Below are 12,867 nucleotides of genomic sequence, written 5' to 3' on the forward strand. Positions count from 1 at the left end.
TGCTCCTTCTTTTAAAACTCACTTAGTATATACCTTGAGTTTACCAGTACTATCACAAATAGGCTACACTTTTTGGGAAAATCAGTCCAAGGGCTTACAATCGTATACGCCATCATACTTACTTTTTTGTTTTTTGAAAAGATTATAGATAAATCATTACAATTTTAAATATTAATCATGCCAAATATTGTTATATTTTGTAAAATAAAAGACCATCCCTATTAAATGCCAATAGAGACGACCTTTTATTTGTTATTCATTTATTAAAACTAAAATCCATATTTCATTTCAAACGAAAATATATAAATTTTAACAATCGATAACCACAATACTTCTATTGTAATTGTTTAACGATTTCTCGATTAAAATCATCTAAATCGTCTGGTACTCGACTTGTTACAATATTGTTGTCTACAACTACTGACTCATCAACTACATGTGCGCCTGCATTTGATAAATCTTTGCGCACGTTCAATACTGCTGTTAACGTACGACCTTTTAAATCATCTGTATCTATTAGTATTTGTGGCCCATGACAAATGGCAAATGTTGGTACATCATTTTTAGTAAAGTATTTAGCAAATGTGCCATATCGACCTTCTGTATCTCCACGTAAATGATCTGGTGAAAATCCTCCAGGAATTAATAATGCATCATAATCTTCTGGTTTAGCTTCTGCAATGCCTACATCGACAGTAACTTTTTCACCGTGTTTACCAACAACTTCACTATTTGCAGTATCCCCAATCACTACAGTATTAAATCCAGCATTCTCTAATGCCTCTTTAGGACTTGAATATTCTATATCTTCAAATTCGTTTGCTAGAATAATTGCTACTTTTTTAGTCATTGAAAATCACATTTCTATATATCATTGATATAATTACTATAGACAAGTAAATCAGTGATTAAACATACAAGATATAAAAAATATTAAGCGACTATCGCGATATCTAACTCTAACACATCTTATGTGGCATTTACTTAGATACTAATTTAACCTTTTCTTCAAGCTGATCTAACAATCCAATCCATTCATCTATATCTTCAACACGTACTTCATCAGGATTTACATGATCGATATCCTCAATAAACTTATTTAAACGCGCTTTTATCTGTTCGATTGTTTGCTGTTCATTCATAAAAAGTTAACTCCTTTTATTTTGTTTTCTTTTTCATTATTATCCTAACAGAAATTGCGTTAAAGCGATATAATCTTAGCTATATTTATGACATTCAAATTATTTTGACTTTTAAAAATCCCCTTTTCAATTAACTAAAATTAAGAGATAATTTGTTACGAGTGATAATACGAAGTGGTATCATACCGATATGAACCAAATAGAAAGAAGGAAGTTTAAGACGATGAATAGCGTCAAATTGAAGCAACCTGTTAGCATTTACAATGATCCATGGGAATCATATAACGATGTTAAAGAACATGGCCAATTAACTTTAAGTAACATCGAATTTACAACTACAAATCTTTGTAATATGCGTTGTAGCCACTGTGCAGTTGGTTATACTTTACAAACTGTCGACCCCGAGCCTTTAGATATGGACTTAATTTATCGTAGACTTGATGAAATTCCAAATCTGCGAACGATGTCAATTACAGGTGGCGAACCAATGTTTTCTAAAAAGTCTATTAGAAATGTTGTTAAACCTCTATTAAAGTATGCACATCATCGAGGTATATATACACAAATGAATTCAAACCTAACATTGCCTCAAGATCGTTATTTAGATATTGCTGAATATATCGATGTTATGCATATCTCACATAACTGGGGAACAACTGATGAATTCGCAAATGTTGGCTTTGGCGCAATGAAGAAGCAACCACCGTTAAAAGCTAAGTTAAAATTATATGAACAAATGATTTCGAATGCACGTACATTATCAGAACAAGGAATGTTTGTATCTGCGGAAACAATGCTCAATCAAAGTACGCTACCACATTTACGAAAAATACATCAAGAAGTCGTTCATGATATGAAATGTAGCAGACACGAGATTCACCCTATGTATCCAGCTGACTTTGCAAGTCAATTAAATGTGTTAACTCTAGCGGAAATGAAAAAGACAATTCATGATATATTGGATTTCAGAGATGAAGATATTTGGATGTTATTTGGTACTTTGCCTGTGTTTCCATGCTTAAAGGATGATGAAGATCAAAAGTTACTATCACGTTTAAGAAATGCTAACAATGTAACGACTAGAAATGACCCGGATGGCCGTAGTCGTTTAAATGTCAATGTATTTACAGGTAATGTAATCGTAACTGATTTCGGAGATGAAACAGGTACAATTTCGAATATACAAAAAGATAAATTAACAGATGTATTTGATAAATGGTTATCCTCTGATCTTGCTAAATCATTAAATTGTCATTGTTCCGAGTTTAGTTGTTTAGGACCAAATGTTCTTGTTAAAAATATGTACTATCCGAATATGGATTTTAAAGATAATGAGCGTCATATGCACAAACAACCACAAATTATACAATTTTAAAAACTCTTAATTATGCGGAGAAGCACTTTATCGATAAGTAGTCTCCGCATATTTTAATGCTATTATAAAATAAAAAACAATTAATTGCTGGCAGTACTCTACTTTAATAATAAAGGTCATTTAATAGGACTAATAGTCTATAATAAAAGGGTTAAATTTTAACTAAAAGCATAAACGTGCATAATCAAAAAGACAGATTGTAGGTGGAATATTCGAACATAACAGTTCAATTCATCCTTAACAATCTGTCTTTATATTTTTAGTCTCTAATATGTTGCACTTGAGCTAAATATTCAATTGTTTGTTTACTTTCAATGCGACGTGCTTTTCTTCGTTCAACACGTTGTGGTGCTGTATCATAAAACCATTTTTCAACATCATCTTCTGGATATACACCAGGTACATGTTTAGGTTTGCCTTCATCATCTAACGCAACAAATGTTAAGTAACTTAATGCAGCTAAATCATGCTTGTTATTAAATACATCGTCAATTCTAATTTGAACGACCACTTCCATTGAACTAGTCCCAGCGTATGAAACCATCGCTACGTATTGTAATATGTCCCCTGTTTTAATCGGCTTTAAGAAATCTACTGAGTCTGTAGATGCGGTAACTACTTGCGCACCAGCATGTTTCATAGCTGTGATTGCTGCAATTTCATCAATATTAGCCATCAATGTACCACCAAACATTGTATGATGGTGATTCGTATCTTGAGGGAAAACTTGTCTATTTTTATAACATTTTGATTCTGACATAGATTTCATTGGTCTGTCCTGATTTGTCATTATTTTATCTCCCAATCTATACTTTAATCACGTATTTGACCTTTAAATACATGTTTCATTTCCTACTCAGCACCTCAAAATAACATTTATTAAAATGTTGATGCCCAATTTCCATTTTCAAATACTAGTTCTTTTGAACCATCTTCGAATATGCCATAAATAGTCAAATCACTACTACCAATCATGAAATCGACATGTACGTTTGAATCATTTAATCCGCTTGCAATCTTTTCCTCAACAGTCATTTCCGTTCCACCTTGAATATTAAAGGCGTAAGCAGATCCAATCGCTAAATGACATGCTGCATTTTCATCAAATAAAGTATTGTAAAAAATGGTATTACGATTTGATATCGGTGAATCATCAGGTACTAACGCTACTTCACCTAATCTTCTTGAACCTTCATCGGTATTGATTAAATCTTTCAATACCGCTTCACCTTTTTCAGCTGAAAAATCAATAATTTCTCCATCTTTAAACATCAATTTAAATTGATCGATAATCGTTCCATTATAACTTAAAGGCAATTTATTAGTAACATATCCATCTACTCTATTTCGATCTGGTGCTGTAAATACTTCTTCAGTTGGTATATTAGCAATAAAAGCTTGTTCCTCGCCGTTAACATAACTTGTAGCATCTTCCCAGATATGATTTTTCGCTAAACCTACTGTTAAATCAGTACCTTCAGATACATAATGCAACGCATGGTAATTTTTTTGTTGTAACTTTTGAGCGTAAACACTTAAATTAGCGATGTGTTGACGCCAATTTTCAACTGGATCGTTACCATCAATTCGCACAATATCAAATACCTCGTCAATAAACTTAATATATGCTTCTTCTACAGATAGTTCAGGATATACTCTCTTCGCCCAAGCTTTAGATGGAAAAGCAGCTACGACCCATGGAAATTGATTTTTTTGTACACTTTCCATATATCCTTTAAATGCGCGTGCGTTTTGTTGTTGAAATGCTTGTAATTTTTGGCTATCGATACCATCCATTAAATCAGGATCTTCACTAATAAGTGCTAAATTAGCAGCGCCACGTTTAACGTAATCCATTCTCGCTTCAACATCATATGATTTTATCTCATGATTAGCAAAATGTTCCACAGATTCATTTTCAAATTTTAAGCGTTTTAAGGTTGGATCGCTATATACAACACGTACATCTGAAGCGCCACAATGATATGCTTCTTCTACAATTAAATGCGTTAATTCTAATGTTTCTACTGATGATCTAATAAATACTGGCTGTTTTGGTTGAACATTCATACCAACCTTAACTAATAGTTCAGCGTATTGTTGTAACTTTTCTTTGTAATTAGTCAAAATTCCCACTCCTAGTCGTGTCGCAATTGTCCTAAAGCGTCAGCAATAGCTGTCACTTCACTTGGCGACAATCTTTCTCTTGATTGAACAAAATCATATATATCTGTTAATTCTTCTTCATTTGCATTTTTATATTTTTCAGGATCTAATAATCCTTGATTAACAATATTTAACTTCTCTCTAATAGCTAATACTTTCTCTTCATTTGTCATAGCCACAATGTTCACCTCTAATAATAGTTATGTTATCAAAGTATCACAATTTAATAAACTTTAATAGAATTTTATATAATCTGCTTTCTTATTGTTTAAAGTCGCTATAAAATGGGGATATAACTACATAGTTTGGAGGAATCAAAATGGTAGATGTAGCATTTGTCTGTCTTGGCAATATATGTCGTTCTCCAATGGCAGAAGCAATCATGCGACAAAGACTTAAAGACAGAAATATTCATGATATTAAAGTACATTCAAGAGGTACTGGTAGCTGGAATTTAGGAGAGCCGCCTCATGAAGGTACACAAAAAATTCTCAACAAACACAATATTCCATTTGATGGCATGATTAGTGAATTATTCGAAGCGACAGATGATTTTGATTACATTGTGGCTATGGATCAAAGTAACGTTGATAATATTAAATCTATCAATCCTAATCTTAAGGGACAATTGTTCAAACTGTTAGAATTTAGTAATATGGAAGAGAGTGATGTACCAGATCCATACTACACGAATAATTTTGAAGGTGTATACGACATGGTATTATCATCTTGTGATAATTTAATAGACTACATCGTAAAAGATGCAAATTTGAAAGAGGGGTAGTTTTTTATGGAAAATAAATTTGTTCCTGGTATTTTAATTGGTGCCGTAATTGGTGGTGCAATTAGTTTAGCTGATAAATCTACACGTCAAGCTTTAGTTCAATCAGTTAAAGATGCAAAAAATGGTAACCGCACTCGTAAGCCTTCTAAAGTCAGCAAGATTAAAGACGAAGTTTTATACTGGAAAGATGTTGTTGAAGAAATTCGTCGTAATAATCCTGAATTAGAACGTTCATTAAAGGATGCGAAAGAAACATTTGTTAATAGAAAAAATCAACGCTAAGATGATTTTGTTTTTATAAGGCAATACTTAACAATTTGGTGTACGCCTTTCATAGTTATCATTATTAAATGATAATACAATGATTGGCCAAACTACATTGTTTCAGTATTGCCTTTGTTTTAATTTTAAATCAAAATAGCCTATGAAAGATTTAAATCAATTAATTTCTATAATATTATCATTTTTAAAGCATATCATTGTTTAGTTTTTTTATAATTGGATAAATACTAATAGTTACTTTATAAAACATTACATAGAGAAAGGTTAAGGAGTGCACATGTCGAAAAAGGATCACTCTTCTTCAAAATACCTTAATTCTGTTAAGGAAGCGCAAGAGGAGTCAAAAAAGAAAAATAAAAGTAATCCCAAAATTGATGTTGATCGTACATATATTGAACCTCAACAATTCCAATCTAAGAAACCTAAAAAAGATGATCAGGTTTTCTTCTTATCAAGATTAAATAAACCTGCAAAATATAAGAAAGACTCTAATTTCTTATCATATCTCATCTATCGCATAGGAAAAGATGATGCCTCAGGACTAGCAGCGCAAATGACTTACCATTTCGTACTTGCTATGTTCCCTATGTTGCTTTTCCTATTAACATTATTACCATTTTTCAATATTAAGCAGAGTCAAATTACTAATATGTTAAGCAATGCACCCGCTGAAACATCTACTCTAATTAAGAGTGTAATTGGTGATATAACTCAAAACTCCAGTGGTGGCTTATTATCTATCGGTTTGATTTTAGCAATTTGGTCAGCTTCAAATGGAATGACTGCAATTATGAATTCTTTCAATGTTGCTTACGATGTAGAAGATAGCCGTAATGGAATCGTTTTAAAACTACTAAGTGTTGTCTTCACTGTAGTTATGGGCGTTGTGTTTGTAGTTGCTCTAGCATTACCAACGCTTGGTTCTGTAATTAGTCATTTCCTATTCGGTCCACTTGGATTTGACGAACAAGTGAAATGGATTTTTAACCTTATTAGAATTGTGTTACCAATCATTATTATATTTATCGTATTTATCGTGTTATATTCGGTTGCACCTAACGTTAAAACGAAGCTTAAGTCAGTATTACCAGGTGCAGTATTTACTTCAATTATTTGGTTAGCTGGTTCATTTGGTTTTGGTTGGTATATTTCAAATTTTGGTAACTATTCTAAAACATATGGCAGTATCGCGGGTATCATCATTTTGTTACTATGGTTATATATCACAAGTTTTATTATAATTGTCGGTGCTGAAATCAATGCAATCATTCATCAGCGTAGTGTAATTAAAGGTAAAACACCTGAAGAAGCAGCATTAGAACATGATGACAATAATAAAAATCATTATAATGAGAACACTAGATACGAATATGATGAAGATAGTAATGCAACACATCAACGTACGTATCATGTTGATGAACATCCTAGTGATACCTATCCAGAAGATGATAAAAATATAAAAGACAAAATCGTTGATAAGCTTAAAAAAGACTAAACACCAACAAAACAGAGGTTTTCGCTAATGATTGCGAAGACCTCTGTTTTTTGGTGTCTATTTGATGTTATATTGTGATTGGCGTAAGTAACTTTTCTTAATTCGATACGAACTATTGAATTAAATTATGTTGGAATGCATAGATGACAGCTTGTGTTCTATCTTGCACTTCTAACTTACTTAAAATGTTACTCACATGTGTCTTAACCGTTTTAATAGTAATATGCGATGCACTAGCAATTTCTTGATTTGAGTAACCTTTCGCAATCAATAATAATATTTCCATTTCTCGTTCTGTAAGCATTTCATATAACTCTGCGCGCTTTTTCATACGGTTACGCATTTTCACTAAAACTTCCGGTTCAAAAACAGATTCTCCTCTAGAAGTTTTACGAACTGCATCGGCGATATCTTTTGCACTTGTTGTTTTTAAAATGTAACTATCGACACCTGCATCTAATGCACGATATACCTCTTTATCTTCAATAAAACTAGTTAACATTAATACTTTAATTTGCGGTAAATCTTTTTTAATCTGAGTCGTCGCTTCTACACCATCCATGTCTTCCATAAGTAAATCCATTAAAATTAAATCTGGCTTCAACTCATGGGCTTTGGCAATTGCTTCTTTACCAGAAGCGCCTTCACCAACTACTTCAATATCACTTTGCGTTGATAGATAACTTGAAATTCCTATACGTACCATTTCATGATCATCCACAAACAATACTTTAATCGTCATACGAATCCTCCTTATTTAAAGGTGCTTTCACCTCGATACGTGTACCTGAATCTGGCAATGATACAATATGGAACGTTGCACCAATTTCCAAAGCTCTTTCACGCATATTTTTAAGTCCATAACTTTGTTCTAATTTTTCATCAACATTAAAACCTTTACCATTGTCTTGAATTCTCAACAATAAATAATCGTCTTTATTAAACAATTCTACTGTCACTTTTGTACCGTTTGAATGACGCAATGTATTCGAAATTGCTTCCTGTGTAATTCTGAACAAATGATCTTCAATACCTTTAGGCACTTTAAAATCTTGTATTTCATGCACAACTTTCATCGGCACTTTTTTTTGTAAATCAATAACTAAATCTTTAATACCCTCACCTAAAGATTTGTCTTTTAAACCAAGCGGTCTTAAATGTAACAGCAAAGCACGCATTTCTAACTGCGAATCTTGAACCATTTTCTCTAAAATCGGAATTTGTTGGTCTAATGGTGGTTCTAACTTCGTTTCTTTGATAGCAGAAAGCATCATACTTGCCGCAAAAAGTTGCTGACTAACAGAATCGTGAAGTTCTCGAGCTAGTCTTTGACGTTCATCTTCAATAATCTTTTTAACTTTCACATCATTAATATTATAATTTTCATTGGTTAAGTTTTGAGTTTTAAGTCGCAACTTATGCAATTCTTGATTTAAAGGTACGAGTGTATGGTATAAATCTAACGTTTCACTATATATTTCTATATTTTGATCATTAATGCCAACTGTTTCGCCTTCCATTGAACGCTCAATTTGCGTCTTAATCCAATCATTTTGCTGATTGATTTTGTATGCGAGTACCGAACCAACAATAATACACAATAATATGATGATGAGATTTAAAAATAAAAAGACTGGTATTCCGAATATTTGTGTATAAAACATACCTTGAAAATAGATGATATTTACAAAAACTTTATCGATGAATAGAAATGCAGCTAGCATGCTATATACTAAGATGAGCATTGAACCAATTGTTCTAATGTAGTGGTTCATCGATAAATCACCTCTACGTCTCCGATAAACGTTGATACGTAGATATTAACTGTATAGTTATCCGGTTTCATCATTTCTTCAATATGAATATTGTTATTTTCAACTTTATATGATTTTTCATTCACGTAAGTACTTCCATAAAAAGCAGCTACATGTAAATTAATATTGTAATTAACCGGCAATATAACCTGCACTTTACCTAAAATGTGTCTAACAACAATGGTATTATTTTCCTTAATATTTGCAGCTTTTGTTAAGTCAATATGTAGGTCGCCAATTCCATGTTGAATTTGGACATCTTCCCACTTATATACATAAACTGGTGTACGTTGCTCACCAAACCACTTTTGTTTAATAAAAGATGGTGAAGTCATAACCTCATCCGTCGCAACTACTTTTTTTGGTTTAAATTTATGTATTAAATAACGCACAATAAGTAGTAATAAAAAGACGAACAAGATGATGATTGTATACTTATTAGACAATAATGTGAATGCAATTAATAGCGCGCCTATCCAAAACGCTAAAAGGCCACGTATTTTATGAAAATAAAGATATCCTACATAAACTAATACACATCCCAATAATAGAACGAGTAAAAAGCCAATTTTTTCAAAAAATATGTAGTAAAAATTGGCAATAATCATTAATGCAGTAAAAATGATCAACATTTGCGTTGATATATATTTGTGTGTCATGTTTCGCCGCCTTTCTATGCCACAGCGTTCATATAATTTATTAGATACGATGTTTTTTCTGTTGCTATTTTTTCAGTTGAAGTTTGTTGAATTTGAGTTTCAATTTGTGCATAATATGCTTCAACTTTATTCAACTCTGATTTAATATTTTCAATTTCTTGATTATTGATTTCTCTTGCACATTGAATTTGAAATGCTTCAGCAATATCAATATATTTATTTTCTAATGTTAGCATTAGACTGTCAATTAACTTGCTAAGTTGTTCTTTTTTAGTAATTAAATAACGCATATAATCATCTAAATTTTTCATTTTTTCATCTAGCATTAAAAGGTAGTGCTTGATATTATTTCTTACTGTTGCTCTCAAAAACTGTTCAATATAACGTTCAACATAGTTCATAACTATCACCTTTTATAATAAGTTTTAAAATACCAAATGCGCTATGTATCTTCGTTGATGTCGATGATATGTTTGCTTAAAAACTACTTTATTACAACATATTTTTGAAATGACGCATTGATTGTGTTCTTAATTATTATAAAACAGTTCCGAAACCAATATGAATAGGCTCCGGAACTAAATGATGTTCATACTTTAGTCTTAGTATATGTTGAACTATTCTTCTTCAATTTTTGTCGTTAAAATCGGACCATCCTTAGTCACGATAACCGTATGCTCAATTTGAGCAACAAAACTTTTATCGCTCGTTTCAAAAGCCCATTCATTTTTACCTTCTGTAACAAATGATGCATTTGATGAGATAAACGGTTCAATAGCTAATACCATACCTTCAGTTAATAATGTTTTGTCTTTTGGATCAAAGTAATTAAGTACATGTGCTGGTGCTTCATGTAATGATAAACCAACGCCATGACCTGTTAAGTTTTTAATGACTTTCAAATCATTTTGTCTAGCTGTATTATGCACCGCTTTACCAATGTTACTTAACTTAGTACCCGGTTTTACTTTTGCAATTGCATTCTCAAATGCCATCGTTGCTACGTCACATACTTTTTGTTTCATTGGATCATCTGATTCTCCAACGACAAATGAAATGCCTGTATCTGCATAATAGCCATTCTTCAAAGCCGATACATCAATATTTACTAAATCTCCTTCACGAATGACACGCTTACTTGGAATCCCATGTGCCACCTCTTCATTGACACTAATACACGTTTGACCAGGAAAATTTTCATCATGAATTGGCGCAGAAATAGCACCGTATTCTTCAAATAACTCTTTCGCAATATTATCAAGCTCTTTCGTAGTGATACCTGGTTTGGTTGCAGCTTGCATTGTATTGCGCACTTTAGCGCATATGTATCCAATTTCTTTTAACGCTTGTAATTCTTCTTCTGTTTTTACAATCATTTTATCCCGTTCCTTTTTTATATAATTATAACTTATTATAGCAAAAATTCTTTGATATACTAAAGATGTTACTTTAGTATTTTGGAAAGTGAGTGAGACATAGTGTGATAAAGAAAAAATATTTCTTTATCGTTGTACCCCAACTTGCATTGCCTGTAGAAATTGTAGATCCAATTTCTCTATGTTGGGGCCCCGCCAACCTGCACATTATCGTAAGCTGACTTTTCGTCAGCTTCTGTGTTGGGGCCCACACCCCAACTTGCACATTATTGTAAGCTGACTTTTCGTCAGCTTCTGTGTTGGGGCCCCGGACTATAATTGAAAAATGCTTGTTACAAGTGCATTTTATTTCAGTCAACTACTAACAATATAACATTGTGGAGCCCAGAACTTTGATTAATGTATATGAAAATCAAAGTAATGCTTAAGTATGATTATTTCAAATATTTTACATACATGAACTTTTCCAATGTACGATACTATTATTATAAAGCGCTCGCTAAGATTTTACGATGATTAGAGGTTAAAAAATGAACGATCAATGGTATAAACATTTAATTGGTGCCAGAACAATTAAAACTGGTATTGCCATTTTTTTAACAGCTGTCTTTTGTATGGCACTAGATTTAACACCCATCTATGCCATTTTAACAGCTGTAGTCACAATTGAACCAACTGCCAAGGCATCACTTATTAAAGGTTATCGTAGATTACCTGCTACGGTAATTGGTGCAGGCTTTGCAGTATTATTTACATATTTATTCGGCGATCAATCACCTTTTACATATGCATTGAGTGCAACGTTCACGATTTTATTCTGTACAAAACTCAAATTGCAAGTTGGTACGAATGTCGCTGTACTAACATCATTAGCTATGATTCCAGGTATTCATGATGCCTACATATTCAACTTTTTGTCTCGAACATTGACAGCAATTATTGGACTCGTGACATCAGGTTTAATTAACTTCATGGTGTTTCCACCTAAGTATTATGGTCAGGTCGAAGAAAAATTAAGTAAGACAGATGCCTTGATGTATAAATTATTTTACAATCGCTGCCAAGAACTTATCTTATCAAGACTGCAATCTGATAAAAGCGAAAAAGCATATAAAAATATTTTCAATTTAAACAATCAAGTTGAAACGTTAATAAGTTATCAACGTGATGAATTAAGCTATCATAAGAAAAAAGAATGTGATTGGAAATTACTCAATCAATTAACTAAACGTGCATATACGAATCGTTTGTTTATCGCTCATTTATCAAATATCATTTACTTGCCTAAAAATACTCGTGTTAACTTTTCAGGTGACGAAAAAATGGCATTGCTAAAAATTAGTAGTAGCATCAAAGATATATTTTATGATGGTACTTTTAAGAGAGAAGATGATTCTGTAGAAACTTTACGTTCGACTATAAAAGCACTTGAAATTAGTGGTGAAAATCAAATTAAAAGTCATATACTATACGAAGTTCTAATGATTTATCGACTGCTAGACAGCAGATATGCTTAATTTAAGTACCTTATGCTAATTGGCACCATGGGAGTGGGACAGAAATGATATTTTCGTAAAATTTATTTCGTCGTCCCACCCCAACTCGCATTGCCTGTAGAATTTCTTTTCGAAATTCTCTGTGTTGGGACCCACACCCCAACTTGCATTGTCTGTAGAAATTGGGAATCCAATTTCTCTTTGTTGGGGCCCCTGACTAGAATTGAAAAAAGCTTGTTACAAGCGCATTTTCGTTCAGTCAACTACTGCCAATATAA

The 12,867-nt window shown here is 32.4% G+C and carries 15 protein-coding genes; 5 read left to right on the forward strand and 10 right to left on the reverse strand.

The window, feature by feature from the left end; all coding sequences use genetic code 11:
* Positions 1–334 precede the first annotated feature (334 nt).
* On the reverse strand, positions 335–850 hold the full coding sequence (locus IDG60_RS14885; RefSeq protein WP_000163283.1) for a type 1 glutamine amidotransferase domain-containing protein: 516 nt from the start codon (positions 848–850) through the stop codon (positions 335–337).
* Positions 851–980: 130 nt separating this feature from the next.
* Positions 981–1,142, reverse strand: a complete 162-nt coding sequence (locus IDG60_RS14890) for an SE1561 family protein (RefSeq protein ID WP_001005407.1) — start codon at positions 1,140–1,142, stop codon at positions 981–983.
* A gap of 223 nt (positions 1,143–1,365) precedes the next feature.
* On the opposite strand from IDG60_RS14890, the gene yfkAB reads away from it, so the two are divergent.
* On the forward strand, positions 1,366–2,517 hold the full coding sequence (gene yfkAB / locus IDG60_RS14895; protein ID WP_001089621.1) for a radical SAM/CxCxxxxC motif protein YfkAB: 1,152 nt from the start codon (positions 1,366–1,368) through the stop codon (positions 2,515–2,517).
* 259 nt (positions 2,518–2,776) lie between these two features.
* On the opposite strand, the gene IDG60_RS14900 is transcribed toward yfkAB, so the two are convergent.
* The 3 genes from IDG60_RS14900 to IDG60_RS14910 all read right to left on the reverse strand — a co-directional run bounded on the left by IDG60_RS14900 (position 2,777) and on the right by IDG60_RS14910 (position 4,856).
* Complete coding sequence (locus tag IDG60_RS14900) at positions 2,777–3,307, reverse strand: acyl-CoA thioesterase (protein WP_000184383.1); 531 nt, start codon at positions 3,305–3,307, stop codon at positions 2,777–2,779.
* An 89-nt stretch (positions 3,308–3,396) separates the two neighbouring features.
* Complete coding sequence (locus IDG60_RS14905) at positions 3,397–4,653, reverse strand: aminopeptidase (protein ID WP_001795108.1); 1,257 nt, start codon at positions 4,651–4,653, stop codon at positions 3,397–3,399.
* A 2-nt stretch (positions 4,654–4,655) separates the two neighbouring features.
* Positions 4,656–4,856 (reverse strand): DUF1128 family protein, encoded by a 201-nt coding sequence (locus tag IDG60_RS14910; RefSeq protein ID WP_000180460.1) that lies wholly within the window; start codon positions 4,854–4,856, stop codon positions 4,656–4,658.
* Positions 4,857–5,002: 146 nt separating this feature from the next.
* On the opposite strand from IDG60_RS14910, the gene IDG60_RS14915 reads away from it, so the two are divergent.
* The 3 genes from IDG60_RS14915 to IDG60_RS14925 all read left to right on the forward strand — a co-directional run bounded on the left by IDG60_RS14915 (position 5,003) and on the right by IDG60_RS14925 (position 7,244).
* On the forward strand, positions 5,003–5,467 hold the full coding sequence (locus IDG60_RS14915) for a low molecular weight protein-tyrosine-phosphatase (protein ID WP_000228666.1): 465 nt from the start codon (positions 5,003–5,005) through the stop codon (positions 5,465–5,467).
* A 6-nt stretch (positions 5,468–5,473) separates the two neighbouring features.
* Positions 5,474–5,749, forward strand: coding sequence for a YtxH domain-containing protein (locus tag IDG60_RS14920; protein WP_000428172.1), 276 nt, complete (start codon positions 5,474–5,476; stop codon positions 5,747–5,749).
* A 277-nt stretch (positions 5,750–6,026) separates the two neighbouring features.
* Entirely contained in the window at positions 6,027–7,244 is a 1,218-nt protein-coding gene (locus tag IDG60_RS14925) for a YihY/virulence factor BrkB family protein (protein ID WP_000037079.1), read from the forward strand.
* 112 nt (positions 7,245–7,356) lie between these two features.
* Here IDG60_RS14925 and vraR read toward each other — a convergent pair whose 3' ends face one another.
* The 5 genes from vraR to map form a co-directional block, all read right to left on the reverse strand.
* Positions 7,357–7,986, reverse strand: coding sequence for a response regulator transcription factor VraR (gene vraR / locus IDG60_RS14930; protein ID WP_000153535.1), 630 nt, complete (start codon positions 7,984–7,986; stop codon positions 7,357–7,359).
* Entirely contained in the window at positions 7,976–9,019 is a 1,044-nt protein-coding gene (gene vraS, locus IDG60_RS14935; RefSeq protein ID WP_001017131.1) for a sensor histidine kinase VraS, read from the reverse strand. Before vraS ends, vraR begins: the two co-directional genes overlap by 11 nt.
* On the reverse strand, positions 9,016–9,717 hold the full coding sequence (vraT, locus tag IDG60_RS14940; protein ID WP_000149064.1) for a cell wall-active antibiotics response protein VraT: 702 nt from the start codon (positions 9,715–9,717) through the stop codon (positions 9,016–9,018). The genes vraS and vraT overlap by 4 nt, the downstream gene beginning before the upstream one ends.
* Positions 9,718–9,731: 14 nt before the next feature.
* Positions 9,732–10,118 (reverse strand): hypothetical protein, encoded by a 387-nt coding sequence (locus IDG60_RS14945; protein WP_001110179.1) that lies wholly within the window; start codon positions 10,116–10,118, stop codon positions 9,732–9,734.
* A 216-nt stretch (positions 10,119–10,334) separates the two neighbouring features.
* On the reverse strand, positions 10,335–11,093 hold the full coding sequence (gene map, locus IDG60_RS14950) for a type I methionyl aminopeptidase (RefSeq protein WP_000636142.1): 759 nt from the start codon (positions 11,091–11,093) through the stop codon (positions 10,335–10,337).
* Between the two features lie 530 nt (positions 11,094–11,623).
* On the opposite strand from map, the gene IDG60_RS14955 reads away from it, so the two are divergent.
* Positions 11,624–12,610 (forward strand): FUSC family protein, encoded by a 987-nt coding sequence (locus IDG60_RS14955; RefSeq protein WP_000999710.1) that lies wholly within the window; start codon positions 11,624–11,626, stop codon positions 12,608–12,610.
* The last annotated feature ends 257 nt before the right edge of the window (positions 12,611–12,867 follow it).

It is taken from the genome of Staphylococcus sp. EG-SA-2 (genome assembly GCF_017152085.1).

Coding starts and splice junctions, on each gene's coding strand:
- IDG60_RS14955 (WP_000999710.1), top strand. CDS start 11,624: ATGAACGATCAATGGTATAAACATTTAATTGGTGCCAGAACAATTAAA.
- vraR (WP_000153535.1), bottom strand. CDS start 7,986: ATGACGATTAAAGTATTGTTTGTGGATGATCATGAAATGGTACGTATA.
- map (WP_000636142.1), bottom strand. CDS start 11,093: ATGATTGTAAAAACAGAAGAAGAATTACAAGCGTTAAAAGAAATTGGA.
- IDG60_RS14945 (WP_001110179.1), bottom strand. CDS start 10,118: ATGAACTATGTTGAACGTTATATTGAACAGTTTTTGAGAGCAACAGTA.
- vraS (WP_001017131.1), bottom strand. CDS start 9,019: ATGAACCACTACATTAGAACAATTGGTTCAATGCTCATCTTAGTATAT.
- IDG60_RS14900 (WP_000184383.1), bottom strand. CDS start 3,307: ATGACAAATCAGGACAGACCAATGAAATCTATGTCAGAATCAAAATGT.
- vraT (WP_000149064.1), bottom strand. CDS start 9,717: ATGACACACAAATATATATCAACGCAAATGTTGATCATTTTTACTGCA.
- yfkAB (WP_001089621.1), top strand. CDS start 1,366: ATGAATAGCGTCAAATTGAAGCAACCTGTTAGCATTTACAATGATCCA.
- IDG60_RS14915 (WP_000228666.1), top strand. CDS start 5,003: ATGGTAGATGTAGCATTTGTCTGTCTTGGCAATATATGTCGTTCTCCA.
- IDG60_RS14910 (WP_000180460.1), bottom strand. CDS start 4,856: ATGACAAATGAAGAGAAAGTATTAGCTATTAGAGAGAAGTTAAATATT.
- IDG60_RS14885 (WP_000163283.1), bottom strand. CDS start 850: ATGACTAAAAAAGTAGCAATTATTCTAGCAAACGAATTTGAAGATATA.
- IDG60_RS14925 (WP_000037079.1), top strand. CDS start 6,027: ATGTCGAAAAAGGATCACTCTTCTTCAAAATACCTTAATTCTGTTAAG.
- IDG60_RS14890 (WP_001005407.1), bottom strand. CDS start 1,142: ATGAATGAACAGCAAACAATCGAACAGATAAAAGCGCGTTTAAATAAG.
- IDG60_RS14920 (WP_000428172.1), top strand. CDS start 5,474: ATGGAAAATAAATTTGTTCCTGGTATTTTAATTGGTGCCGTAATTGGT.